Raw genomic sequence first — 24,319 nt, forward strand, 5'->3', positions numbered from 1 at the left:
TAGATTTACTGTGATTGGTGTTTCATGAAACGTACATTCCAGCCGTCAAATCTGCGCCGCGCCCGTACCCACGGTTTCCGCGCTCGCATGGCCACCAAAGGTGGTCGCCTTGTGCTGGCGCGTCGTCGCGCCAAGGGCCGCAAGCGTCTGATCCCGTAACAGACGTTTCGGCATCGACCGTTACGCCCGCTGTACCCCTCGTCGTTAATGGTGATGCCATGGCGCGCTTCCCTAGGCGCGCCCGTCTATTAAAACCAGACGATTTTAAAGCTACCTTTGAAGGTGGCAGACGCGAACAGCAACCTTTATTCAGTGCTGTCGTTTCTAAAGGCCAAGGCGAACAAGTGCGATTGGGGCTCGCCGTGGCAAAAAAAGCGGTTGCAGATTCTCACGATCGCAACCGCATCAAGCGACATATCCGCGAAAGCTTCCGGCTTAACCAACATCGACTGCCTTGCGTCGACTTGGTGATTTTGCCGCGCACAGCTGCCGCCACCGCTCCTGCTGAAGAACTCCGTCTGCAACTCGAAAAGTTGTGGACCCGGGTGGCCGAGCGATGGGCCAAGTCCTGATTTACATTTTTCGTGCCTACCAGCGCTTTATAAGTCCGCTGTTGGGCCCGCGTTGCCGCTTTTATCCCAGCTGTTCCAGTTATGCTATCGAAGCTGTTGAGCGCTTTGGTCCGCTAAAAGGCAGCGCTCTGGCCGTACACCGTATATGCCGTTGTCATCCGCTTAATCCGGGTGGCATTGATCCTGTGCCTGATAAACAAAAAAGTAACGAGTAACCGCGATGGAAAACCGCCGTTTTATCCTGATCGCCCTTTTGGGCGCCGTGCTGTTCTTTATGTATCAAGCATGGGTCAAGGACTTTGCACCTGCTGCCGTAACGCCAGCAGAAACAACAGCAAATGCAGCACCTGCTATCGCTGATGAAATTCCAACGGCGTCGACCGCAACGGCTGCTAAGCCTGCGGCCGCAGCAGAAACGACGACGCCTGGCGCAGCTGTTGAAAGCGGCGCACGCGTCCACGTGCAGACCGATGTGCTCGCGATTGATATTTCACTGACCGGCGGCGAACTGCGTCGCGTGGAGTTGGTGGGTTATCCAGTTGCCAAGGATCAGCCGAACAATAACTTTGCATTGCTCAGCGATAAGGACCACAACTGGTTCGTGTTGCAGAGCGGCTTGGCAACACCCGAGCAACCTCTGTCGAGCCCGCAGACGGCTTTCACCTCTGCACAAAACAGCTACAAGTTGGCAGACGATGCGAGCACGCTTGAAGTGCCGCTCGATTTTGTTGCCGCCGATGGCAGCACGCTGCGCAAAACCTATCGCTTCAAGCGCGGCAGCTATGACATTGAATTGGTGCAGAGCGTGAAGAACGCTGGCGCTGCCAATATTTCGGTAAGCCCTTACGTTCGCATGTGGCGCACGCCGCCTGCAGATAGCAGCAGCCATCACATGGGCATCAGCACCTTCACCGGTGTTGCGTTCTACGAGCAGAAACCAGAGTCGACCAACTACCGCTTCAAGAAGCTGAAGTTTGATGAACTGGCTGAAGAACCGCTCAACACCAAACAGCAAGGCGGTTGGATTGCGATGTTGCAGCATTACTTTGCTGTCGCCGTGATTCCACCAGCAGGCGAAGCCAACACCTTCTCGGCCAAGCCAAGCGCAACCAAAGGTTTCCTTGGCCAGTACGTAGGTAGCGCCGCAGTTGTTGCGCCACAAACGCAGCACGATTTCAGCACGCATCTCTACATCGGCCCCGAGTTGCAGGACGGCATCGGCAAACCGAAAGAAGGTGATCCACTCGCCTTCTTTGATCTGCACGGCATGAACACCGTTGCACCAGGTCTCGAATACGCCATCGACTACGGCATCCTCACGCCAATCGCCAAGCCGCTGTTCTGGCTGCTCAAGAAATTCCACACGCTGACGGGCAACTGGGGCTTTGCGATTATCTTGTTGACGCTGGCTGTGAAGGGCCTGCTCTACAAGTTGTCGGAAGCGCAGTACCGCTCGATGGCGAAGATGAAAAAATTCGCACCGCGCATTGCAGATCTCAAGGAACGCTACGGCGACGACCGTGAGCGCATGAGCAAAGAGATGATGAATCTCTACAAGAAAGAAGGCTTCAATCCGCTCGCGGGTTGCTGGCCGCTGTTGTTGCAGTTCCCGATTTTCATGGGCTTGTATTGGGTATTGTTGCAGAGCGTAGAACTGCGCCAAGCGCCGTTCGCATTGTGGATCAACGATCTCTCCGCAGCCGATCCTTACTTCGTATTGCCCGTGTTGTTCGGTATCAGCATGTTCGTGCAGCAGAAGCTGTCGGGCCAGCAGATTGCTGATCCGATGCAGCAGAAAGTAATGCAGATCATGCCGATCATGATGACCGCATTCTTTGCGTTCTTCCCTGCAGGTTTGGTGCTGTACTGGTTCGTGTCGAACTTGGCTGGTATCACGCAGCAGTGGTACATCACGCGCAAACTCGAAAACGAAACACCCGTTCGTAAAACGGCTTGATCTAACGTTTCTTAGAGGCTCGGCGCCAATGTGTCCGAGCCTCTGCAGATCACAACAGGTGATGCAACATAAGTCATGCAGACATCTGTAAAAACCAACACTGAAACCATTGCCGCCGTCGCGACCCCACCGGGTCGTGGCGCGCTGGGTATTTTGCGACTCTCCGGCCCCAAGGCCGCACACATCGCAGAACAAATTGCGGGCACTTTGCCGAAAGCGCGACAAGCTGCGCTGCGACATTTTCGTGATCCGCATGGAACGGTGATTGATCAAGGTTTGTTGTTGTACTTCCCTGGGCCCAATTCATTTACCGGTGAAGATGTCGTAGAGCTGCAAGGCCACGGCGGACCGGTGCTGTTGGATTTGTTGCTGCGCAGTGTTTGCGCACTCGGCGCACGCGTGGCGCGACCCGGCGAATTTTCTGAGCGTGCATTTCTTAATAATCGAATCGATCTGGCACAGGCTGAAGCGATTGCCGATTTGATTGATGCAGCCAGCGCACAAGCAGCGCGCGCTGCATCACGTTCGCTCGATGGTGAATTCTCCAAACGTATTCATGCGCTCGTTGATGAGTTGATTCAGCTCCGCGTATTCATCGAAGGCGCACTCGATTTTTCTGACGAAGATATCGACTGGCTCGCAGACGACAAGCTACGCACACGACTGGCAACGTTGATTGAGCATCTGCACACGCTGATCACACAGGCTGCACGCGGTCGTCGTTTGCGTGAAGGCATCACGGTGACGTTGACCGGGCAACCTAACGTCGGCAAATCCACACTGCTGAATCGTCTCGCAGGCAGCGACGCAGCGATCGTGACCGAAATCGCTGGCACCACGCGCGATGTGTTGCGTGAAAATATTGTGCTGGATGATTTGCCGCTGACGGTCGTAGACACCGCAGGTCTGCGCGAATCCGATGATCCGGTCGAACGCGAAGGGATTCGTCGCGCTTGGGCCGCATTGGCACAAGCAGAAATTGCGTTGTATCTCGTCGATGATCGTGTCGGCATTACGCCAGAAGACCAAGCGTTGCTGCGACAGTTGCCGACGCAACTTAAAGTTTTAGTGATCGCAAATAAATGCGATCTTAGCGGCCATCCGCCGAATACTGCGACGAGTCACGATTACGAATTAATACGACTCAGCGCAGCAGACGGCGCGGGTATGGAGTTATTAACCGAAGCGATCAAACGTATCGCCGGCGTCACCGATAACGCAGAAGGAATTTTCTCCGCACGCACACGTCATGTGGATGCGCTGCGTCGCGCGCTGGCGTTTAGCCAAGATGCACAAGCGCGATTGCTGGAAGGCGTTACGCCAGAACTCGCTGCAGAAGAACTACGACTTGCTCAAGAAGCACTGGCTGAGATTACCGGGCAATTTAGTAGCGACGACTTGCTCGGTAAAATCTTCAGCCAGTTTTGTATTGGGAAATAGAACTTAGCGCTTCAACTCGCGTTCTATTGCAATCACTTTCTGATTGCTGAAAGACACGCGAACGCGATCACCGGCAGGCTGCGTGTTGTTAACAATCACCGGCGCAAACCCAGGATAAAAGTACGGGTTATAAAAACCGATGTAGTCGACTGAGGTCGTGGTGGTATCTTGCTTCTTGTAGTGCCAGATACTGACCGAGCCTTTAACGTCGACGCGCTCGGTGATGCTGTCTGCTTTGCCCAAAGCGAGTTCCACGCCAAAATCCGGCATATCAATCGAGATATCGCCTTTGCGAACCTGTTCTTGCTGCAACGGCGTCAACTTGCTGTAACTCGTTGGATCTTTCTCGATGCGACGCTCAGGCGAAGCACAGCCTGCCAGCAGGGTGATGCCGACTAGAGATGCCATCGCGGTAGTGCGGAAGATATTCATGACCAAAACCTCCTAAGGGGGTGACGCTTGGACAGCGGCTAGACACATATAGTGCAATTAGCTGCAAACGGATGCATCAAAATTAGCGATAAATGGGCGGTCCCCTGTGATGAACGCAGGAAGGGACTATGCTCAAACCCTATAAACGTGGAGTAAACGTGGCAACCAAGAGCATCCTCGATAGCGCATTGAACGGCGGCCGCGCTAGCCGTAACGGTGATCTGGTGATTGTTGCCATGCCCAATCAGGGCTTTGTGACCACGGCGCAGGAATATCAGATCGTCATGTCGTGGGCGCGTTCCAAGCAGTCCAACGGCCTGCCGCACAAGGATCGAGCGATGATGCTGGAGCGCTTCGAAACGCTGATTCCCCGCAATAACTCGGGCCTTGCGGCACGTGGCAATCGCAAGGTGTTGAAGCGCATGGTGGATGACATGGAGCAGCTCGGCATGATGCTGGAAGACTGGACCATTCCACGCGATCTGGACGACGACGGCATGAAGCCGAGAAAGAAAATCGTTGCTGCTGATGGCACTGAAACCGAAGTCGACGACGATCAACAGCCGGAAGAGAAAGCTTAAGTCGAGGTCGTGGCACCCGGCAGCGTCAATACTGAGACGCGACCGCTCGCAACACGACGATCTCCAGCATCAATTGAAAACTCATAAATTGAGCCTGACGCGCCGGAGATCAGAACCTTCGCGGTTCCTGTAAGCACAGCGCTAATGTCGTCAATGCGCGGAACGTGCATCTCGAAATCCTTCAGCGAAGTCAGTACGCCGGGAGCCAGTGTGCCGCCCGTATTTTTGCGCACGAGCAGCGCCCCGTGAATCGCCATCATCTGTGCGCCGTATTCAGCAAGATGAATCGACGATAAGGCACCGTCGCGACGTAAAGGATTCTTTACGTCGTTATGCGTGGAAGTGCTGCAACTCAAACTGTTGTCATCCCACGCTTCAACCGATTGCCACAAGACCATGCGCTCTGCGTGAAACAGCAGCGCGCGAATTTCAGTCTCATTGCAGCGTGAGTCACTCACAGCCACTGCACCCGCAATTGCCAACGCTGCTCACCGGTCCCAGCCAGACAAACATCGCCAGATTCTTCTGCAGCTAATAAGTGCATTAGTGGTAGCGCGCGACAAGCTGGATTGCCTAAGCGCAGTGTTTCCAATGACGCATCGCGCATCGTTGTTTCGCTGACGGATGTTGGTGCAATGTCGAGCTGCGCCAAAGAACGTTCAGTGCGTTCCGCAGTTAAAACCAACGCGACACCCGCATTGCATAGCAAAGGGCGCCCACCAAACAATGGCTCAGGCGGACGCAAGTCATACGCGGTGAGTAGCACGCTATAACCATCGCCGTGGACCAAACCATAGGCTTCGATAAGCCCCGCCATAAATGTCGCATCGTGTGCAGTGAGCGTGACGGATGGCAGTTTCGCAGCCGCAGCAATGCTCCAATAACCTGCAGCAGCGTTGTGCACTGAGTTATGAAAATCGGTAGGCGACACCGCACGCGAATCTTCGGCGAGTGCACTACAGATGCGATGCAAAACACTGGTGTCTGCTTCGGCAGTGGCAAACACCCCTGCAAGATGATCCGCAGTCAGGCTTGAGCCAGCGACGGCTTCTTCTGCAACACGAAACGCAAGACGCACAGCCGGTGTTGCGCGACGACGTTCGTTCGGTGGCAGCAAATTGGGCTGATACGTTTCCAATTCTTGCGCGACGTAAGGCTGTTGTCCACGCAGTACAGCGCGTGCTTGTGACCAGCCTGCAAGACCTGGCGCAGCAATGCCGAGCGATTCAATAAATAGGCACTTCATGGCAACGTCCCAAACAGCAGGCTGCAATTGCTGCCGCCGAAGCCAAATGAATTCGACAGAACATGCCGTACTTTCGTCTCGCGGGCAGCCAGCAAAATATTGCTGCGCAGGTTGGGATCTTTATGCTGCGTGTTGAGACTGCGCGGCAGAAAATCATGACTGATGCAGAGCAATGAAATAGCAGCTTCAGTAATCGCAGCGGCGCCTAGCGTGTGGCCGGTCCAGCCTTTGGTAGAACTGCACGGTGTCTCAGTGCCGAGTAAGGTGCAGACGCCCTGATCTTCTGAGGCATCGTTGGCAGGTGTCGCGGTGCCGTGAAGATTGACGTAATTAATATCCGAAGCTGTAAGGCCTGCACGCTCCAGTGCGCCTCGCATCGCCGCTGCTGCACCTGCGCCCTCTGGATGTGGCGCAGACATGTGATGCGCATCGCTGCTTTCACCGTAGCCGAGCAGCGCTAATCCGGAAGTATTCTTTTCGAGAATTGTGAAACCCGCAGCTTCACCAATCGAGATGCCGCGACGTGTCGCATCCGCAGGCCTGCAAATTTCCGGCGAGACCAACTGCAGAGAATTAAAACCGTAAAGCGTGGTCAGGCACAGACTATCAACGCCGCCGACAATCGCTGCATCACAAAGCCCGGCTGAAATCGCACGATGTGCCGAAGCAAAAACTTTGGCGCTGGATGAACAAGCTGTGGCGATCGAAATCGCCGTACCTTCCAGCTTGAGTACACGCCGCACAAAATCCGCAGGCGATGAGCAGCTTTGCGTGGTGCGGTAGTTGAACCAGGATGGCAAAGGTCCCAGCGTCTCACGACGCTCGCGATACGCGAGCTCTGTCGAAAACACACCTGCAGTACTGGTGCCAATAAATACGCCGATGCGTGTCGCGCCGTGACGTTCGCGCAGCTGCAGTGCGGCGTTTAGAAAATCATCTTGCTGCAAGCCTAGCCATGCGAGTCGATTGTTGCGGCAATCCCATTCCGCATGTTCTGCAGGCAGCGGCACATCGAGGCCATCGACTTCGCCGATCCAGCAAGGAATCGGGCAGGTTTCAAAAGTCTGGTGGCGCAGCCCGGTGCGTTCTTCGCGCAGCGCGCGCAAATGCGCATCACGTCCGCGGCCGGCGGCGGACGTGACGGTGTAGTGCGATATGCCGAGCGGCTGCATCAAGGAGTCTTAGTCCAGTAATCGTAAAAGTTGAACCAATTGTACGGAGCTTGCTTTGCGTAATGCGCCATACAGTCGGCATAACGCTGCGCGTAATTTTGCAGGGCCTGTTCGCGACTGCTACGCGGCAGCTCAATTTTTTCTGAGACAAGTTCGAATTGCACGTCGTAATGATTGCCGCCGCGATAGAGACTGAACGCCAGAATCACTGGAACGTTTAGGGCACTCGCCAAAATCCATGGGCCTGCAGGCAGCTGTGCAGTGCCACCCAAAAATTCAACACTGACAGCACGCTCGTCGTCACGCACACGATCAGCCATGGTGCCGACGACGGCATCTTCAGCGAGTGCTTCCTTCAGCGCCAAGACCAGCGTCGGGCCACGCTGTGAAGCATCGATCACACTTTTTGCAAAGACCGGATCGAGCTGTTGAATCAAGGTGCTGAACATGCGGTTCGATGCCATGTCCATCAGGATGCGTATGCGAAGATCGGTTTCGCTGACCGCGCGTGCGCGCAGCACTTCGAAGCTGCCGAGATGTGCCAGCAGCAATAAACAGCCACGACCAGAGCGCATTGCGGTGGCAACTTCTGGCGGCTGATTCATCTGCATATCCAGCTTCATCTTGTTGCCAGAAAGAATCAGCATGCGATCCAGCATGACGCTGGCGAAGGTATGGAAATGCTTGGCGTGATCAAGCCAGCGAGGCTCACGATTCAAAGCCCGCCGCAGAAAATCTCGCGAAGCTTTTTTGGCGCTACCGCCAGTCAGTAGGAAATAGCCGACGATGGGAAACAGCAAGAGTCGCGCAACGGGTCGGCCGAGGCTGCGAGCAATCCATAAGATCAAACGCAGCATCACCGTATTGCTGCGCTCTTGTTGTTGATCCCAAGCCTCAGCCATGACGGGCCCACTCAAACGTACCTTGGCTCAGCAGGCGTTCCCCGCAACTGCAGCGGAATTTTATTTGTGTGTTATCGCCTTGCAGCAAGATTTCCACCAATTCATCGGCACGCAGCAAGCCAACAAATTTTGTGTGGTTGAATTTTCGAATCCAAGCTTGCGGGCCCTGCCATTCACGCATTGCGCCAGCAACCAACTCGAGCAGCACCACGCCCGGAACAATCGGATTGCCCGGGAAATGTCCGTCTAGGCAGGGATGATCTGCCGCAATGCTGGCGCTGCTGCGGTATTCGTTCATGACGCCAACAGCTCCATCAATCGCGCGTACGGCAATTTGCCGAGTTCGTTACGTGGCAGTTGCGCGACTTTACGGAGCGGGCGTGGCAGAAATACGGCATCGACTTGCGGTGCCAGCGCGCGCAGGATTTCGCTTTCAGCTAAGGACGGCGCAACCACTAAGGCCGCAGGGCGTGCAGCGCCATCCGGCAGAAACAGAATGCCGTCTTCAACGCCCGGAACAGCCAATAGCTTTTGTGTGAGGTCGCTAAGCGAAGCGCGCTTGCCTGCAACTTTAAGCATGTCGGCATTTCGACCGATTAAACGGAAACGACGTGCAGAAGAAATTTCCACATCATCAGCAACAGTAATTGCTTCACTCAGATGTGCGCCGCTGATCGATACCGCATCTTGCTGTGACGAGATGCGCATGCGTGGGTGCAACTGCCATTGATCCGTCTCGCAACTACGCCGCGAGGCCATGCTGCCCGCTTCGGTGCAGCCGTAAATTTCACGCACGGGTGCGCCGAGTGCGTGTTCAAGCTGTGTTGCCAGTTCAGCAGTAAGCGGCGCGGTGGCAGAAATAATGAGTTGCACGGGCGGCAAGACGATGCCAGACGACATCAATGCACGCAGATGGATCGGCGTGCTGATTAATAGTCGTGGCGCGGGCACAGCTGCAAGCGCATCACGAATATCCGCAGGAAAAAACGGCTTGGCGTGATGGCTCGCGCAATTCGCTGCTAGTGCAAAGAACACGCTGGTTTCGAGGCCATACATATGTTGCGGCGGCACGGTCGCGACAACATTGACGGCGTCGATGTCCGGCAAAAAAACTTTGCGTGCGAGCTGTGCGGTGCGCATTAATACGCGCCAGGATTTAGCGTGTGCTTGCGGCTCGCCTGTGCTGCCAGAGGTAAATGCGATCGCAGCAACATGATCCGCAGCGATGCGGGGCGCACGAGCAGGAATTTTTCCAGCACTCGCCACTGCCATGCTGTCGTTCAACACATAGCTTTCTGGATAACGCTGCAGCAACGCTTCTACAACAGCCGGTGCGTTGCTCGCGGGCAGCAGATTGCTTTGGCCGCGCAGGCAGACCGCAGCAAGTCCCAGCATGAAACGGTAGCGGTCTTCGCAGAGATTGATTGCATAACGACCTTGCGGTAGTTGCTGCGCTAGTGCCAAGGCTTCTGCAGCGAACGTCCCTTGAGTCACTGGACCATCGGCACGCCAGGCCAATACGGCGCTGGGGTGATAGGCAGTGATCAGCGGAAGTGTGGACGCGGCCATATCAGAGGCTGCGGTAATTGGTGGTGGCGATATTACGGATGAAACCGATCACGCCTGGATGCGGCAGATGTCGGTAGCGCAGGCGTCGATACAAATATTCCAGCCCAAACACCGGCACCATAATCACGTAGTTCAGAAAATTGGTGCACCAAGACCACAGCTCAGGCGTGGCCCAAATGGCCAGCGCAGCATTGAGCAGCGACATGCCCGCGAGCAGCAAAGTCCAAAGCCAAGTGATATTGCGGGTGTAGCTGTAGAGCTCTTGCGGCAACACCCCGCCGCGTTCGACCAGCGCCATGCGCGTAATCAGCGGCGATTGACCGGCCAGCAAAGTGCGGCCGAAGAACCATGCGCCGAGTGCGGGCAGCAGCACCGGCGGGAGCATCAAAATGTAGTGGCTGCCACCGATATGCGTCAGTCCCCAGAGCAGTGCCATCGCAACCAGCAGCAGCAACCAACTTTGCGGACGCAAGGCGCGCAGCCCAGCGTAGAGCGGAATCGCGGCCAAACAGCACAGCGCCAGCCACTGCAACTCAATGCGATGCAGCATGATCGCCAGATGCACGAGTACCGGATACGCCAGAACGAGGACTGGCATTAAGGCGTTCTTATTGGCCGACGCGCTTCTGCTGCACGAAAGCGCTGAGTGCGCGCAGGGAGGCGAAGGATTTTTTGGTGGCTTCGTCGTCGGACTTCAGTTCGACGCCGTATTTCTGGCTGATCGCGAGCGCAATTTCGAGCGCGTCGATGGAATCCAGCCCGAGACTGCCGGGGTTTTGGCCAAATAAAGCAGCGTCCGGCGCGATCGCGCCCGGTTCAATGCCATCAAGATTCAGTGATTGCACCAACAGTTGTGCCAAAGCCAGTTCTTCTGCCGACTGTGCCGACATAATTGCTCCCGGAAATTTTGTAATTAGACCGCTGATGGAAGCGGTATACGCTAGACGCTATTTGGTCTAAATTCTCGCACGAAAGGGCAACGTTCTGTAACGCGATGAAGCGTGCAGCATGTTATTAAATATATAACGATTAAAATTAATGCGGATTATTTTCAACATTGTGGATAGCGACAAACACGCACGCGGATGGCGTGTATGACGGCTGTGCGACCAGATCCAACCGTGCGTCCTTATAGTGTCAGTTATGTCGACGAGTCTGTCGCGAAGATTGATGAGCAGACGCTGGCCTGCGTTCGCTTTGGACGCAATCTGCCGCCTATTGATGATCCGCGCAGCATCACCATCGAACTCGAGCAGCTCGATGCTGCGCCGCAGGCGCAACTCTGGCGCAGCGAAACGCCGGTGCAGCATGGCATCGACGACAACATCAACTACGCCATCAATGGTGAAGTGTTGTTCGGCAGTATCCGGCTCGAAGAATCTGATCTGCTGCATATCGATAACGCCTCCTTTCGTACCTATGTGCGTTTGGATCGGCTGATGCAAAAGCTGGGCTATCCCTGCTGGCAGCGCGTGTGGATTTACATGGCGGACATCACGCAAGGCGATGGCGATGCCGAGCGTTATCGCCAGTTCAGTCTGGGTCGCCATCGTGCGCTCTCGCTGAAGCCGGGATTTGAATTGAACCTGCCAGCAGCAACCGCGATTGGTACGCATGGCAGCGGACTCAATATTTATTTCATTGCGGGCAAATCGCCGGGAATCCAAGTGGAGAATCCGCGCCAAGTCAGCGCGTTCAGTTATCCGCGTGAATATGGCCCTCGCAGCCCGAGCTTTTCGCGCGCCACGTTGCGGCGCTGGGCCGAAGGCGCTCATTTATATGTGTCGGGAACGGCCAGCATTGTTGGTCATGCCAGCCAACATTTAGATGACCCTGCGATGCAGCTCAATGAGGTCGCCAACAACATTCGCGCATTGGTGCAGAACGCGCTTGATCACCATTACGCCGGGCAAGACGCCAGCGAGTGCACGCCGCTAGGGCTCAAGCTTTATCTGCGCGATCGTCATTATCTACCTGCGCTTCGCAGCCAGATTCCGCAGCTATTCGGCGCGGCGACACCGATCCTCTGTATGGAAGGCGATATCTGCCGCCGTGATCTGCTGCTGGAAGTCGAAGGCATCTATGCCATGCCTGGGACAGCGCAATGAATATGCTGAGTCAGCGCTTGGGTTACGGCTGGCGTGTATTCGTTACCGGATTGAGCTTCGCCATTTTTGGTATCGGTGGCGTGTTGATGTCGCTGACCGTGCTTCCGCTGGTGCGTCTTTTGAGCGCCGATGCTGCCGAGACCAAGCGCGCTTCGCAGCGCGTGGTGCATTATAGCTGGCGCTTCTTTGTCTGGTTTATGAAAACCGTCGGCATCCTGACTTGGGAGGTGCGCGGAATCGAACGCTTCGCTCAGCCAGGACGTTTGATCGTTGCTAATCACCCCAGCCTGTTGGATGTGGTGTTCATGATCTCGTTCATCCCGATGATCGATTGCATCGTCAAGCCCGCCATCTTGCGCAATCCATTTATGCGCGGTCCGGCTTCATGGGCGGGCTATATCCCCAATGGTGATCCCGAGCGTTTGATCGAAGATTGTTCACGCACGCTACGCGAGGGTAATTCGCTGCTGATGTTTCCAGAAGGCACGCGCAGCAAACCGGGTCAGCCCATTCATATGAAGCGCGGCGCGGCGCAAATTGCGCTGGCTGCAAGTGTTGAGATTTTGCCGGTGACGATCACCGTGGTGCCGACCACGCTGACCAAAAATGAACCGTGGTACCAAGTGCCATCGAGACCATTTCACGTCACCATCACCGCCGCCGAGCCGGTGGCCTTATCGCGGTTTTTACAAGAGGGCGTGAGCCGTGCCGCCGCTGCTCGGCACATCACCGAATACCTTGAGGATCACTTTACAAAAAGCGCCGCGATCCAGACTGCGGAAGTCTGTGCGCGTATCGGCGGCACTGTCCCTGTGCCCGTATAATCCGCCTATAAAAGAAATAGATTTTGGGAGTGGTGGTGGGTTATGCAGAACAAGCAAGAAATTTACGAGAAATTGCGCGAGGTATTGGTCGAGCTTTTTGAGATCGAGCCGACCAAAATTTCATTGCAGTCCAATCTGTATACCGAGTTGGATATCGATAGCATTGATGCCGTGGACTTGGTGATCAAGCTCAAAGAAATCACCGGCAAGAAAATCCAAGCCGAAGAATTCAAGCAAGTGCGCACAGTGAACGACGTAGTTGAGACGCTGCACAATCTACTCAACGCGCCCGCAGCCTAAATTGATCACTGAGCCGGAAATCCTTTCGACAACGCGCGATGGTGAAACGGTTCACCTGAGCCTAAGGCTTCAAGCTGAGCTTGAGCAGTTCAAAGGGCACTTCGACGGATTTCCGATGTTGGCGGGCGTGGTGCAAGTTGACTGGGCGATTCAACAGGGCCGCCGTCATTTCACACTGCCGCCCAATTTCAAACGACTCACCGCGCTCAAATTCCTACGGGTCATCATGCCCGGCAATGAGCTGCAACTATCACTAAGCCATAACAGCAAGGGCGAATTGGATTTTCGCTATTTGCGTGATGGCGCCACAGTTTCGTCGGGGCGAGTGCTGTTCGCGGATTGAGTCCGCAACGCCACTAACACTATGTTCAAGCCCTGCATCGTAATTCCGTTTTACAACCACGAAGGTGCTATCGCGCAGACCTTGGCTTCGATCAAGTCCGCGGGCTTGCCTTGCTGGTTAGTCGATGACGGTAGTGATCAACGTTGTACGGCTGTGCTCGAAGCCTTGGCTGCACGCGAAGTCTCGTGGCTGCATTTGATTCGTTATCGCACCAATGCCGGTAAAGGCCAAGCCGTCATGGTTGGTTGTGCTGCCGCGAATCAAGAAGGATTTACGCACGCGCTGCAACTGGATGCCGATGGGCAGCACGATGTTGCCGATATTCCAAAACTGCTAGCGCTTGCCGAATCCAATCCCACGGCTTTGATCACAGGCGTGCCGATCTATGATGACTCGGTTCCGCGCGGTCGACTGTATGGTCGCTACATCACGCACTTCTGGGTTTGGATTCACACGCTGTCATTCCAGATCAAAGATTCCATGTGCGGTTACCGGGTTTATCCCTTGGCTTCAACACTGGATATTTGGAACACGCAGCACATCGGCCGACGCATGGATTTCGACATTGAAATCATGGTGCGCATGTTCTGGGCGGGTGCGTCGGTGTTGTCAGTGCCGACAAAAGTCACTTATCCACTAGATGGCGTCTCGCATTTCAATATGACGCGCGACAACCTGCGCATCTCTTGGATGCACACAAAGCTATTCTTCGGCATGCTGGCCCGCCTGCCGCGTCTGTTGTGGCAGCGTTTCAGTTCGCGGAGATCTGTATGAGTGCGCCGTTGCTGCAACATGAAGTCGAGATCGAGATTCCATTTCACGACTGTGATCCTGCTGGCATTGTCTGGCACGGCAACTACGCGCGCTATTTTGAAGTAGCACGCTGCGCACTGTTGGAAACGCTCAACTACAACTACGACCACATGGCCGAAAGTGGTTATGCATGGCCGCTCATAGATTTTCAGGCGCGCTTTGTCAGACCGCTGCGCTTCAAACAGAAAGTGCGAGTGCGTGCACGGATTGTTGAGTGGGAATACCGGCTCAAGATCGATTATCTGATGACCGATAGTGTCAGTGGCGAACGCTTGACCAAAGGTTTCACCACACAAGTGGCGGTTGATATCGCCAATGGCGAAATGAATTTGGCATCGCCAGAAATTCTGTTGAAGAAACTGGGAGTCGGTCAATGAAAATGCACCGATTCGCAATGTTGTTGATCGCGGCAGCATTTAGTGCAAACGCTGCTGCGCCAGTGTTTGATCAAGCGACTAACGCAGAACAACTGAAACAGATCATTGCACCCGCAGCACGCGAGTTGGCAAAAACGCCCGTACTGCGCGGTAGTTTTGTGCAGCGCAAATTTCTCAGCGGCCTTCCAAAGCCACTTAAATCCAGCGGCAATTACGTGATTTCGCGTGAGCAAGGCATCTGGTGGCATACGCAACTGCCTTTTGATTCGGAATTTATTTTGACGCCAGAGAGCATGGCGCAACTCGATGGCGGCAAAGTTGCAACGCGACTGACTGCAGCACAGCAGCCAGGCTTACGAGTAGTTGGTGATGTGTTCTTCTCAATCTTTGCTTTGGACCCCAGCGCGCTCGCAGCTAACTTCGAATTATTTGGTCAGCGTGGTGAACGCGATGCTTGGACGATGGGCCTACGTCCAAAATCCAGCGCGATGCGCAGCGTGATGAGTGAGACTGTCATCACCGGCGCGAGCCGCGTAGATAAAGTTGAAATGTGGGATGCCCACGGTGACCGCACTGAAATCACTTTGACGAGCAAGGGCAATGCAACGCCGCTAACCGCAGAAGAAGCGGCGCTATTCAAAAAATGAGTACGGAAGCAATACGAGCCCGCGGGGTGCGTCTACGCTTTTTCATTTGGCTCGCACTGATGCTTGCGGTTTGTGGCGCGTTCTTCACGGATCTCAAAGGCAATCTCAGCACTGAGACCGATATCTTGGCGTTGCTGCCGGGTGCACAACACGATCCGGTCGTCGATCATGCCTTGCGCGAGTTTTCTGATCAGGCCGGACGTAAAGTTTTAATTCTTGTCGGCAGTCGCAATGCTGAAGATGCTCGCGTTGCTGGTGCGACCTTTGCCGCTGATCTGAAAGCCGGTGAAGGTATTGCTGACGTGCAATACGAAGTGCGCAATCGCATTGGCGAAACACTCAAGGCTTATTTGGCTTATCGCCATTCACTGCTCTCGGCACTGGATCGCGAACGTCTCGCCATAGATCAGGGTGAGGCTTTGTATCGTGATGCACAGCGTGCGCTCTATACGCCAGCGGGGTTGATGCGTCCGGCAACACCGGCTGAAGATCCGTTGGGTTTGCTCAGCGACTTTTTAATGGCGCAAGTTCCACCGCTTGGCAAAGTGCAACTAGATGGCGGCGTATTGAGCGTTGCAGGTGAGGGCAAACATTGGGTGCTGGTCATTGCCGAAACGCGTGAGGGTCCGTTTGCCAGCACGACGCAAGAATCGGTGATGCCGGTGATTGAAGCCGCAACCGAAAAAGCCCGCGCAGCTGGCGCAGACGTTTTGGTATCTGGCTTGTTGCCTCACGCAGCCTATGCAGCCAAACAAGCGCACCATGAAGTCGCGACATTTGGGTTGGTGTCTTTAATCGGAACCATTTTGCTGCTGTTGTTTGTGCATCGCTCGATGCGCCCGGTGTTGATGTCCGCTGGGTCCATCGCTTTAGGTTTGATGGCGGCACTGATTGCCTGTCACTGGATTTTTGGACGCGTGCATCTGCTGACGCTGGTGTTTGGATCCAGCTTGATCGGCGTTGCCGCCGATTACTCCACGTACTTTCTCACCGACGCGTTTCGCGTGCCGCGTCGTTGGGATGGGCGCGATGCGGTGCGTCATGTGGCGCCGGGAGTATTGCTTGGCTTGGGCACGGCGCTCACGGCTTATGCCGCGTTAATGGTTGCGCCGTTTCCCGGTCTGCGTCAGATCGCCGTGTTCTCCGCAGTGGGTCTGACCGTCGCTTGCGGTTGCGTGCTTTGTCTTTTTCCAATGATGCGTCCGCCGCAGGCGCCAGACATTTCACCGGCCATCGAGAAAATATTGCGTGCACTGTTGCCGCAGCCGATACGCAAAGGCGGAATGTTGATTCTGTTGCTGATCGTCATGGTCGCCGCTGTCGGTCTGATGCGTTTGACCGTCGTGAACGACTTGCACTTGATGCAATCGACGCCGCCGCAGTTGGTCGATAGTGAACGTCGCGTTCGTGCGCTGATGAACAACCCGACGGAATCGCAGTTCTTCCTCATTACCGGTAGTAGCGAAGAAGAAGTGTTGCAGCATGAAGAAGCGTTCTTGCCAAAGCTCGATGCCTTGCAAGCAAAAGGCGCGATTAGTTCCTACGCTGCAGTGACGCGCGCACTGCCTTCACAAAAAGCGCAGGCTGATAACGCTGCATTGTTATTGCGCACGGCATACGCACCTGATGGATTGCTGCAACGCATGTTGACTGAGCTAGGTTATGAACCGGCACAGATCGCAACACGACTCGCAGAGGCACAGGCCGGTACGCGCGCGCGATTGACGGCGCAAGGCTGGCTGGCCAGTGCCGCATCCGATTCCTACCGGCATCTCTGGTTAGGCAAAATTTCTGATCGTTACGCCAGTGTCGTCACGCTCGGCGGTATTCGCGATATCGCTGTGCTGCGTGCGATTAAGCAAGCCGACGTGCGTTTGGTCGACAAAGTCGGGGACATCTCGGAACTGTTGGCACGTTATCAGCGCATCACCTTGTGGATTGTGGCGCTGGGCTACGTTGGCGTGCTGCTGCTGTTCTCACTGCGTTATGGTTTCAGCAGTGCGCTGCGTGTGGTGCTGAGTCCTGCGCTCGCGAGTGTCGGTACCTTGGGCATTTTTGGTTTGATGGGTGAGGCGCTGAATTTGTTCAGCACGTTCTCACTCTTGCTGGTGTTGGGTATCGGTATCGACTACGCCATCTTCCTGCGTGAAGGCCGCGTGTCACCGCTATCATCGATGATCGCAGTGTTGGTCTGCGCGGCTACAGCGCTGCTGTCATTTGGCATGCTGGCATTTTCGAGCACGCCATTCATTCACAGTTTTGGCCTGACGATGCTGATCGGTATTACTCTTGCTGTCGTGGTGGCCCAAATATTGGCGCAACCCGCGGGCGCTGTTTCACATGGTGAATTACGTAATGACTGATGTACTGATTATTGGTGCGGGCCCTGCGGGCGCTGTTGCGGCAGCGCTACTGGCGCAGCGCGGGCACAAGGTGCTGGTGTTGGAAAAGCAGTTGTTCCCACGCTTCTCGATTGGTGAGTCTCTGTTGGCCCAGAGCCTTGGACTGATTGATGAAGCGGGGATGTTAGAAGCCGTACAAGCGGCAAACTTTCAGTTCAAGAATGGTGCAGCGTTCGCTTGGCGTGGGAAGTACACGGAATACAACTTTGCTGAGAAAGTTTCAGTAGGTTACGGACACACCTACCAAGTGATCCGTGCGGATTTCGACCATATCCTGATCAAAGAAGCTCAACGCATGGGAGCGGAAGTTCGCTTCGAGGTAGAGATCACTGGCGCTGAGTTTGTCGATGGCAAGCCCAAGATCACGACGCGTGATGCGCAGGGCAATATCGAAATTCACACGCCGAAGTTTGTGCTCGATGCCAGCGGCTTCGGCCGCACGCTGCCGCGCTTGCTGAAGCTGGAGTCGCCGACCAACCAGCCAGTCCGTGTGGCTTACTACACGCAGGTGTACGACAAGATTCCTTCAGGCGCTTTTGATCGTCAGAAAATTCGCGTGACAACGCATCCCGAGCATCGCGATATTTGGTTCTGGCTGATTCCGTTTTCGAATGGCCTGTCGTCAATGGGTGTCGTGGGCACTGAGCAGCAACTGAGTGCTAGAGGCGCGACATATGAAGAACGCTTATGGAATCTGACCAACGATGATCCGCAACTGCGTGAGTTGCTGAAGAATCACCAGCCTTTCCGCCCAGTGGGAGAGCTAAAAGGTTATTCGGCGAATGTCAGCACGATGGCTGCACCGGGCTTTGCGCTGCTAGGGAATGCAGCTGAGTTTCTTGATCCAGTGTTTTCGTCTGGCGTCACCATCGCACTCAAGTCTGCACACATGGCGGTACCGTTGGTGGAGCGCACACTCAAAGGCGAAAGCATTGACTGGAAGGCGGAATTCGAAGAGCCGTTACGCTACGGCGTCGAAACATTCCGCGCTTTTGTTGATACTTGGTATGACGGTCGTTTGCAGGACATCTTCTACTACGAGAAGCAGGACCCCACAATCAAACGAATGATCTGTTCGGTATTGGCAGGTTACGCTTGGGACAAGAGCAACCCATACACGGGTTACAAGACTTTGCAGCGCTTGGATGCATTGGCCAAAACTTGCCGCAAGGGGAGTTAGAAGTGAAACAAAGGCAGTCGCACAACACGTCATCTGTTGCCCTATTGCTGGCCACGTTGATGCTGTGCGGTTGTGCGACGTTGGGTTCATCGGCGACACCGCCGGGTAACAGCGCACCACTACAGCCGCTATCAGCAGCAAGCCTTGGCCAAACCCGTAGCGCAGTGCAGGTTGTGCGCGCTGCATTTGGCAAACAAGAAGTTACGATGCAATTCGCAGTCGATGTCAGCCCCGAGCGCATGCGAGTGATCGCACTTAACGCACTAGGCTTGCGCTTATTCAGCATCAGCGCAGAGAACGGCAAGACAACGGTTGAGCGCGCGCCAGGCGTTCCCGAACAAGTGCAGCCGGAACAAATCCTGCGCGATATTCAATTTTGCTATTGGCCTATTGCGGCGCTGCAAGCTGGAATGAAGGGCACACCTTGGGAAGTGACCGAGCCTTTTGCCGGTACGCGTAGACTCAAGCGTGATGGTCGTTTAATTGCCGAAGTCCATTACGCGCAGTCTGGAAAGGATCTCTGGCGTGGACATTTATGGTTATCCAATTTTGAATACGGATATTCACTAGCGGTTGATCCCGCACCTACGGATAGCGAGTAATGACTGCGCTGCGATTAGGCGAAACCTACACGCCTCAACAAGTCCTGCCGCATGGACTAGCGATGTTGCTGGTGGAAGAAGTGAGCTACGGATTGGACTATGGCCAAGCGGCGCTGACCATCCGTGCCGATTCCACGTTCTGCGACGGCGTTGATGGCGTCCCGGCGTGGGTGGGGATCGAATACATGGCACAAGCCATCAGCGTTTTTTCCGGTGTTGAGCAGTTGCAGCGCGATGAGGCAATCAAGATTGGCTTGTTGATCGGCACGCGTCGCTACGAAAGTGAAGTACCTGTATTCACGATTGGCAGCAAGCTGAATATCATTGCGCGATTGAGTGATCGGGAAGATGAGGGCATCTCGATGTTCGCCTGCGAAATTCGTGATGATCAACGCGTATTGGCGCGCGGCGACATCAAGGCCTATAGACCAAACGATATCCGCGCTTTTTTAGGAACGGCAGCACAATGAGAAAATGGGTTCTGGTGACAGGTTCCAGCCGCGGCATTGGCCGTGCGATTGCGCTGCGCCTCGCGCAAGACGGTTACAACCTTGTGCTGCATGGCCGCAGCGCGGCGTCCGCTCAGGCGGCTTTGAACGATGTGCGCGCCACAGGTGCTGAAGCACGCGCCATCGCTTTCGATATCTCCGACCGTGCAGCAACACGTGAAGCGCTCGAGACGGATGTTCAGGCATACGGCGCGTATTACGGTGTGGTCTGCAACGCCGGTTTGTCACGCGATGGCGCATTTCCTGCACTGAGCGAAGACGATTGGGACGTCGTGCTGCGTACCAATCTCGATGGCTTCTTCAACGTGCTGCAGCCGCTGTCGATGCCGATGATTCGCACACGCAAATCAGGCCGCATCGTGACCTTGTCATCGGTATCAGGTCTGATCGGCAATCGCGGTCAAGTGAATTACAGCGCGGCGAAGGCCGGCATCATTGGCGCAACCAAGGCACTGGCAGTAGAACTTGCCAGTCGCAACATCACGGTGAATTGCGTCGCTCCGGGTTTTATTGAAACCGATATGACCGATCATTTGCCGGTGGAAGAAATTCTGAAGATGATTCCCGCCAATCGCGCGGGCAAACCAGAAGAAGTCGCAGGCCTCATCAGCTTCTTGATGTCCGATTCTGCTGCCTACATCACACGTCAAGTGATCGCGGTGAACGGAGGGCTTTGTTAATGCAGCCCAAGCGCGTCGTCGTTACCGGCATGGGCGGCATTACGGCGATTGGCAGTGATTGGGACACCGTAGAGAAAAATCTGCGGGCCGGTGTCACTGGCGTCGAATATATGACGGCGTGGGATCAATACGCGGAGCTCAACACGCGCCTTGGTGCGCCTGTTAAAGATTTCAAACTGCCAGCGCATTACACGCGCAAGCAAACGCGCACCATGAGTCGTGTTGCACAGCTTGCAGTGCTCGCAACAGAAAATGCATTGACGCATGCAGGCTTGCTCGGCAACCCGATTATTCAAGATGGACGCATGGGCATCGCGCATGGATCCTGCAGCGGTGGCACCGACGCGTTCATGGAATTCGGCGGCATGCTGTGGGGCGGTGTCGCGGGTCGTTCACTCAACGCCACGACTTTCCTACGTTATATGTCGCATACGGCGGGCGTAAACACCGGTCTCTACTTCGGTCTCAAAGGCCGCATCATTCCAACAACCAGTGCCTGCACTTCTGGCAGCCAGGGCGTTGGTTACGCTTACGAAGCCATCAAGTACGGCAAGCAGTTGCTGATGGTCGCGGGCGGCAGTGAAGAACTGCATGCGGCGTACGCAGCCGTGTTCGACACCATGTTCGCAACAAGCCTGCGTAACGATGCGCCTAAGCAGTCACCGCGTCCTTTCGACAAGGCGCGTGATGGCCTCGTCATCGGCGAAGGTTCGGGCACTTTGATTCTTGAAGAGCTGGAACACGCGCAAGCACGCGGCGCAAAAATTCTGGCAGAAGTGGTTGGCTTTGCCTGCAACTCCGACGGTGATCACGCGACGCATCCCAACACCGCGACCATGCAGGTCGCGATGGAATTGGCCTTGCAAGATGCCGAGCTGTCACCTGAAGACATTGGCTATGTCTCTGCGCACGGCACTTCAACCGAGCAAGGCGATATTGCTGAAAGTCAGGCGACTTCACGTTTGTTTGGCGAGCGTATGCCTATCAGTTCCATGAAGAGTTATCTCGGCCACACCTTGGGCGCTTGCGGCGCGATTGAAAGTTGGTGGGCCATCGAGATGATGAACCGCGGTTGGTTTGCACCAACGCATAATCTCAGCGAGATCGATGAACGCTGCGGCAAGCTCGACTATATTGTGGGCGCGGGCCGTAGCATCGACTGTGAATACGTCATGAATAACAATTTTGCTTTTGGGGGCATCAACACGTCCCTGATTTTCAAACGGTTCAAATAAGGTGAACTCTATGTTCAAGAAGTTTCTGCTGCTGATTGCCTTCGTTGTTTCTTTCGACGCCTATGCAAGAGCGTCGAGCGTCCCTTTGGTGGAACCGGCACCTATCATCGTGCCTGCGGCAACAACCAGCGCCACCGTTGAGAAAGCCATCATTGGCTCTGGCTTGCGTCGTAATTGGACTGTTGTCGAAAGACAATCCGACGCGGTGACCTTGCGCTATACCGCGCGTGGGTTTTCCGTAACGGTAAAAGTGTTGTACAGCGCTAGCAATGTCATCATCAAATATGTCGACAGCGTTGAGCTTGGATACGAAATGGATTATGGACAACCGGTGATTCATCCCAATTACAACCGCTGGGTCAACAATCTCGCGCACGATATTTCACTCGAGCTGAGTTTGTCCTCGATCAAGTAAGCGTTTTCAATATTGCGAGAATTTAGAAATGAATATCAAGTTAATGAGTGGCACATTGGCCTTGAGCCTGATGCTCGCGATTCCTAGCGTTGCCTCAGCACGCAATGATCGTTTGCACTTCCCGGTTGCTGATGCTGCCGGGACCGTTGATGCAAAAGCCAAGTTGGATGGCAGCGTGAAATTCTATTGGGGTGATCAGAAGCACCCGAAAGTGTCCAAGACATTGGGCACCGATCAGACCAACAAGAAAACAAACGCCTTCAACAAGGGCGATAAAGAAGCCTGCGAATGGGCTTGGCTCTCGGCCATGATCACGATGCAGAATCGCGCGAAGCAGTTGGGCGCCGATGCCATCATCAATTTGCAAAGCATCTATCAGAATCAGGATTTTGTTAGCGCAACGGAATACGAGTGCGGTGTCGGCACGTTCACCGGCGGCGTTGCGCTACGCGGTGAATTTGTAAAATTATGAGATAAGTATTGCAACAGATAAAAAAAGGGGCGGATCATCCGCCCCTTTTTATTTAGTGCGATTTCACTCGCTCTACGGCGTGCTTCCAGCCTTCGTATAAGGCATCGGTTTTTTCTGCGGCTTGTTGCGGAGCAAAGCGACGGTCTGTTTGCCAGAGCGCAGCAATTTCATCGAGTGATGAATAGACGTCTGTATGCAAGCCTGCGAGAAACGCAGCGCCGAGGGCAGTGGTCTCTACAGTTTGTGGACGCACCACCGGAATCTTGATGATGTCGCTCAAGAATTGCGTGAGCCAGTCGTTGATCACCATGCCGCCGTCTACGCGCAGCTCTGTTGGCGGCAATGCATCTTCTGCCATTGCGATGAGTAGGTCGCGTGTTTGATAGCAAACGGACTCCAATGCAGCGCGCACGATTTGTGCGATGCCGGAATCGCGCGTGAGGCCGAAGATGGCGCCGCGCGCTTCAGGATCCCAGTACGGTGCGCCGAGACCTGTAAACGCAGGCACCAGATAAACGCCTTGGGTATCGGTGATCGACTTGGCGAGATTTTCGGTTTCGCTGGCGGAGCCAATCATGCGCACTGCATCACGCAGCCATTGCACGGCAGCGCCTGCAACAAAGATGCTGCCTTCAAGTGCATATGTGGTTTTGCCATTGAGACGATAGGCGACGGTCGACAGCAAACGATTTTTCGACAGCGTGAATTGATCGCCCGTATTCAGCACCATGAAGCAGCCAGTGCCGTAGGTGGATTTGATCATGCCGGGTTTGAAGCAGGCCTGACCCACCGTTGCTGCTTGTTGATCACCTGCGATGCCGGCAATCGCAATCTCGCCGCCCAGAAGTGCAGCTTGCGTCCGTCCGTAATCAGCGGCGCTGTCGCGCACATCGGGCAACAATGCGGCGGGAACGTTAAAGAACTTCAGCAGCTCATCGTCCCACTGCTGCGTGATGATATTGAATAGTGCTGTGCGCGATGCATTGGTGGCATCGGTTGCGTGAACTTTGCCGCCGGTGAGATTCCATAACAACCAGCTATCGATGGTGCCAAACGCCAGCTCACCTTTTTCAGCGCCCGCCCGCGCGCCATCAACGTGATCGAGAATCCATGCAATCTTGGTTGCAGAAAAATACGGATCAAGCAGCAAGCCAGTTTTCTGCGACAACCAAGCGCTGCGCTCTTGATGCGTGCGGCAAAAATCAGAAGTACGGCGATCCTGCCAAACAATTGCAGGATGGATGGGTTTGCCACTCGCGCGCTCCCAAATCACCGTGGTCTCACGTTGATTGGTGATGCCAAGCGCGGTGATAGCGGACGCATCAAGTTTGGCGGCAGCCAAAGCTTCACGCGTCACAGCTAGCGTGTCGTCCCAAATGCGCAGCGGGTCGTGTTCTACCCAGCCCGGTTTCGGGTAGGACTGCGGTAGTTCGCGTTGGGCAAGACCCAGCTTGCGGCCTTCGCGGTCGAACACAATTGCGCGTGTGCTGGTGGTGCCCTGATCAATGGACAGCAAGGCTGTCATTGGCGATCTCTCCTCG

Annotated in this window: 31 protein-coding genes; 21 read left to right on the forward strand and 10 right to left on the reverse strand. The window is 55.0% G+C overall.

What is annotated here, in order from left to right:
- The first annotated feature begins 24 nt into the window (after nucleotides 1-24).
- From rpmH to mnmE, 5 genes are all read left to right on the forward strand, one after another.
- Nucleotides 25-159 carry a 50S ribosomal protein L34 gene (rpmH, locus tag CJD38_RS08565; RefSeq protein ID WP_107939923.1) on the forward strand — a complete coding sequence of 45 codons (135 nt, stop codon included), beginning with the start codon at nucleotides 25-27 and terminating at the stop codon, nucleotides 157-159.
- Nucleotides 160-218: 59 nt separating this feature from the next.
- Nucleotides 219-572, forward strand: coding sequence for a ribonuclease P protein component (gene rnpA / locus CJD38_RS08570; RefSeq protein ID WP_107939924.1), 354 nt, complete (start codon nucleotides 219-221; stop codon nucleotides 570-572).
- Nucleotides 557-787 (forward strand): membrane protein insertion efficiency factor YidD, encoded by a 231-nt coding sequence (gene yidD, locus CJD38_RS08575; protein ID WP_107939925.1) that lies wholly within the window; start codon nucleotides 557-559, stop codon nucleotides 785-787. The genes rnpA and yidD overlap by 16 nt, the downstream gene beginning before the upstream one ends.
- A 5-nt stretch (nucleotides 788-792) precedes the next feature.
- Nucleotides 793-2,529, forward strand: coding sequence for a membrane protein insertase YidC (gene yidC / locus CJD38_RS08580; protein WP_107939926.1), 1,737 nt, complete (start codon nucleotides 793-795; stop codon nucleotides 2,527-2,529).
- A 75-nt stretch (nucleotides 2,530-2,604) separates the two neighbouring features.
- Nucleotides 2,605-3,969, forward strand: a complete 1,365-nt coding sequence (mnmE, locus tag CJD38_RS08585; protein ID WP_107939927.1) for a tRNA uridine-5-carboxymethylaminomethyl(34) synthesis GTPase MnmE — start codon at nucleotides 2,605-2,607, stop codon at nucleotides 3,967-3,969.
- 3 nt (nucleotides 3,970-3,972) lie between these two features.
- Here the strand turns inward: mnmE and CJD38_RS08590 are convergent, their stop codons facing one another.
- Nucleotides 3,973-4,401: a hypothetical protein gene (locus CJD38_RS08590; RefSeq protein ID WP_107939928.1), complete on the reverse strand. Its 429-nt coding sequence runs from the start codon at nucleotides 4,399-4,401 to the stop codon at nucleotides 3,973-3,975.
- Between the two features lie 158 nt (nucleotides 4,402-4,559).
- Here CJD38_RS08590 and CJD38_RS08595 point away from each other — a divergent pair, with 158 nt between their 5' ends.
- Nucleotides 4,560-4,982, forward strand: coding sequence for a hypothetical protein (locus tag CJD38_RS08595; RefSeq protein WP_146165957.1), 423 nt, complete (start codon nucleotides 4,560-4,562; stop codon nucleotides 4,980-4,982).
- Here CJD38_RS08595 and CJD38_RS08600 read toward each other — a convergent pair.
- Genes CJD38_RS08600 through CJD38_RS08635 form a run of 8 tightly spaced genes read right to left on the reverse strand, consistent with a single transcriptional unit; the run spans nucleotide 4,979 to nucleotide 10,761 of the window.
- Nucleotides 4,979-5,440: a hotdog family protein gene (locus tag CJD38_RS08600; protein ID WP_146165958.1), complete on the reverse strand. Its 462-nt coding sequence runs from the start codon at nucleotides 5,438-5,440 to the stop codon at nucleotides 4,979-4,981. The genes CJD38_RS08595 and CJD38_RS08600 overlap by 4 nt on opposite strands.
- Entirely contained in the window at nucleotides 5,437-6,228 is a 792-nt protein-coding gene (locus CJD38_RS08605; protein WP_107939931.1) for a beta-ketoacyl synthase chain length factor, read from the reverse strand. The genes CJD38_RS08600 and CJD38_RS08605 overlap by 4 nt, the downstream gene beginning before the upstream one ends.
- Nucleotides 6,225-7,400 carry a beta-ketoacyl-[acyl-carrier-protein] synthase family protein gene (locus CJD38_RS08610; RefSeq protein WP_107939932.1) on the reverse strand — a complete coding sequence of 392 codons (1,176 nt, stop codon included), beginning with the start codon at nucleotides 7,398-7,400 and terminating at the stop codon, nucleotides 6,225-6,227. The genes CJD38_RS08605 and CJD38_RS08610 overlap by 4 nt, the downstream gene beginning before the upstream one ends.
- Complete coding sequence (locus tag CJD38_RS08615) at nucleotides 7,400-8,302, reverse strand: lysophospholipid acyltransferase family protein (protein ID WP_107939933.1); 903 nt, start codon at nucleotides 8,300-8,302, stop codon at nucleotides 7,400-7,402. The genes CJD38_RS08610 and CJD38_RS08615 overlap by 1 nt, the downstream gene beginning before the upstream one ends.
- Complete coding sequence (locus CJD38_RS08620) at nucleotides 8,295-8,600, reverse strand: ApeI family dehydratase (protein WP_107939934.1); 306 nt, start codon at nucleotides 8,598-8,600, stop codon at nucleotides 8,295-8,297. The genes CJD38_RS08615 and CJD38_RS08620 overlap by 8 nt, the downstream gene beginning before the upstream one ends.
- Nucleotides 8,597-9,871, reverse strand: coding sequence for an AMP-binding protein (locus CJD38_RS08625; RefSeq protein ID WP_107939935.1), 1,275 nt, complete (start codon nucleotides 9,869-9,871; stop codon nucleotides 8,597-8,599). The genes CJD38_RS08620 and CJD38_RS08625 overlap by 4 nt, the downstream gene beginning before the upstream one ends.
- A 1-nt stretch (nucleotide 9,872) precedes the next feature.
- Nucleotides 9,873-10,469: a COG4648 family protein gene (locus CJD38_RS08630; protein WP_107939936.1), complete on the reverse strand. Its 597-nt coding sequence runs from the start codon at nucleotides 10,467-10,469 to the stop codon at nucleotides 9,873-9,875.
- Nucleotides 10,470-10,479: 10 nt separating this feature from the next.
- Nucleotides 10,480-10,761 (reverse strand): phosphopantetheine-binding protein, encoded by a 282-nt coding sequence (locus tag CJD38_RS08635; RefSeq protein WP_107939937.1) that lies wholly within the window; start codon nucleotides 10,759-10,761, stop codon nucleotides 10,480-10,482.
- Nucleotides 10,762-10,965: 204 nt separating this feature from the next.
- Between CJD38_RS08635 and CJD38_RS08640 the strand changes: the two genes are divergently transcribed.
- Genes CJD38_RS08640 through CJD38_RS08710 form a run of 15 tightly spaced genes read left to right on the forward strand, consistent with a single transcriptional unit; the run spans nucleotide 10,966 to nucleotide 22,778 of the window.
- Nucleotides 10,966-11,979, forward strand: a complete 1,014-nt coding sequence (locus CJD38_RS08640) for a chorismate transformation FkbO/Hyg5 family protein (RefSeq protein WP_107939938.1) — start codon at nucleotides 10,966-10,968, stop codon at nucleotides 11,977-11,979.
- Nucleotides 11,976-12,803, forward strand: a complete 828-nt coding sequence (locus CJD38_RS08645; RefSeq protein WP_107939939.1) for a lysophospholipid acyltransferase family protein — start codon at nucleotides 11,976-11,978, stop codon at nucleotides 12,801-12,803. The genes CJD38_RS08640 and CJD38_RS08645 overlap by 4 nt, the downstream gene beginning before the upstream one ends.
- A 42-nt stretch (nucleotides 12,804-12,845) precedes the next feature.
- The gene (locus CJD38_RS08650; RefSeq protein ID WP_107939940.1) at nucleotides 12,846-13,103 is read left to right on the forward strand and encodes an acyl carrier protein; all 258 of its coding nucleotides are present in this window, start codon (nucleotides 12,846-12,848) and stop codon (nucleotides 13,101-13,103) included.
- Nucleotide 13,104: 1 nt separating this feature from the next.
- A complete protein-coding gene (locus CJD38_RS08655) occupies nucleotides 13,105-13,446 on the forward strand; it encodes an ApeI family dehydratase (RefSeq protein WP_146165959.1) in 342 nt (113 codons plus the stop codon).
- A gap of 21 nt (nucleotides 13,447-13,467) precedes the next feature.
- On the forward strand, nucleotides 13,468-14,220 hold the full coding sequence (locus CJD38_RS08660; RefSeq protein WP_107939942.1) for a glycosyltransferase family 2 protein: 753 nt from the start codon (nucleotides 13,468-13,470) through the stop codon (nucleotides 14,218-14,220).
- On the forward strand, nucleotides 14,217-14,636 hold the full coding sequence (locus CJD38_RS08665; RefSeq protein WP_107939943.1) for an acyl-CoA thioesterase: 420 nt from the start codon (nucleotides 14,217-14,219) through the stop codon (nucleotides 14,634-14,636). The genes CJD38_RS08660 and CJD38_RS08665 overlap by 4 nt, the downstream gene beginning before the upstream one ends.
- A complete protein-coding gene (locus CJD38_RS08670) occupies nucleotides 14,633-15,283 on the forward strand; it encodes a LolA family protein (protein ID WP_107939944.1) in 651 nt (216 codons plus the stop codon). The genes CJD38_RS08665 and CJD38_RS08670 overlap by 4 nt, the downstream gene beginning before the upstream one ends.
- A gap of 26 nt (nucleotides 15,284-15,309) precedes the next feature.
- Complete coding sequence (locus CJD38_RS08675) at nucleotides 15,310-17,646, forward strand: MMPL family transporter (protein WP_161554195.1); 2,337 nt, start codon at nucleotides 15,310-15,312, stop codon at nucleotides 17,644-17,646.
- Nucleotides 17,639-18,865, forward strand: coding sequence for an NAD(P)/FAD-dependent oxidoreductase (locus CJD38_RS08680; RefSeq protein ID WP_240783572.1), 1,227 nt, complete (start codon nucleotides 17,639-17,641; stop codon nucleotides 18,863-18,865). Before CJD38_RS08675 ends, CJD38_RS08680 begins: the two co-directional genes overlap by 8 nt.
- A 2-nt stretch (nucleotides 18,866-18,867) precedes the next feature.
- A complete protein-coding gene (locus CJD38_RS08685) occupies nucleotides 18,868-19,467 on the forward strand; it encodes a DUF3261 domain-containing protein (RefSeq protein ID WP_146165960.1) in 600 nt (199 codons plus the stop codon).
- Nucleotides 19,467-19,937: a hotdog family protein gene (locus tag CJD38_RS08690; RefSeq protein WP_107939948.1), complete on the forward strand. Its 471-nt coding sequence runs from the start codon at nucleotides 19,467-19,469 to the stop codon at nucleotides 19,935-19,937. The genes CJD38_RS08685 and CJD38_RS08690 overlap by 1 nt, the downstream gene beginning before the upstream one ends.
- Complete coding sequence (gene fabG / locus CJD38_RS08695) at nucleotides 19,934-20,656, forward strand: 3-oxoacyl-ACP reductase FabG (RefSeq protein ID WP_107939949.1); 723 nt, start codon at nucleotides 19,934-19,936, stop codon at nucleotides 20,654-20,656. Before CJD38_RS08690 ends, fabG begins: the two co-directional genes overlap by 4 nt.
- A complete protein-coding gene (locus tag CJD38_RS08700) occupies nucleotides 20,656-21,891 on the forward strand; it encodes a beta-ketoacyl-ACP synthase (protein WP_107939950.1) in 1,236 nt (411 codons plus the stop codon). The genes fabG and CJD38_RS08700 overlap by 1 nt, the downstream gene beginning before the upstream one ends.
- 10 nt (nucleotides 21,892-21,901) lie before the next feature.
- On the forward strand, nucleotides 21,902-22,306 hold the full coding sequence (locus tag CJD38_RS08705; protein WP_107939951.1) for a hypothetical protein: 405 nt from the start codon (nucleotides 21,902-21,904) through the stop codon (nucleotides 22,304-22,306).
- Nucleotides 22,307-22,334: 28 nt separating this feature from the next.
- A complete protein-coding gene (locus CJD38_RS08710) occupies nucleotides 22,335-22,778 on the forward strand; it encodes a YbjQ family protein (RefSeq protein ID WP_206362929.1) in 444 nt (147 codons plus the stop codon).
- A gap of 52 nt (nucleotides 22,779-22,830) precedes the next feature.
- Here CJD38_RS08710 and glpK read toward each other — a convergent pair whose 3' ends face one another.
- Nucleotides 22,831-24,303, reverse strand: coding sequence for a glycerol kinase GlpK (gene glpK / locus CJD38_RS08715; protein WP_107939952.1), 1,473 nt, complete (start codon nucleotides 24,301-24,303; stop codon nucleotides 22,831-22,833).
- Nucleotides 24,304-24,319 lie beyond the last annotated feature (16 nt).

This window comes from Stenotrophobium rhamnosiphilum, from assembly GCF_003052265.1.
Taxonomy (GTDB): domain Bacteria; phylum Pseudomonadota; class Gammaproteobacteria; order Nevskiales; family Nevskiaceae; genus Stenotrophobium; species Stenotrophobium rhamnosiphilum.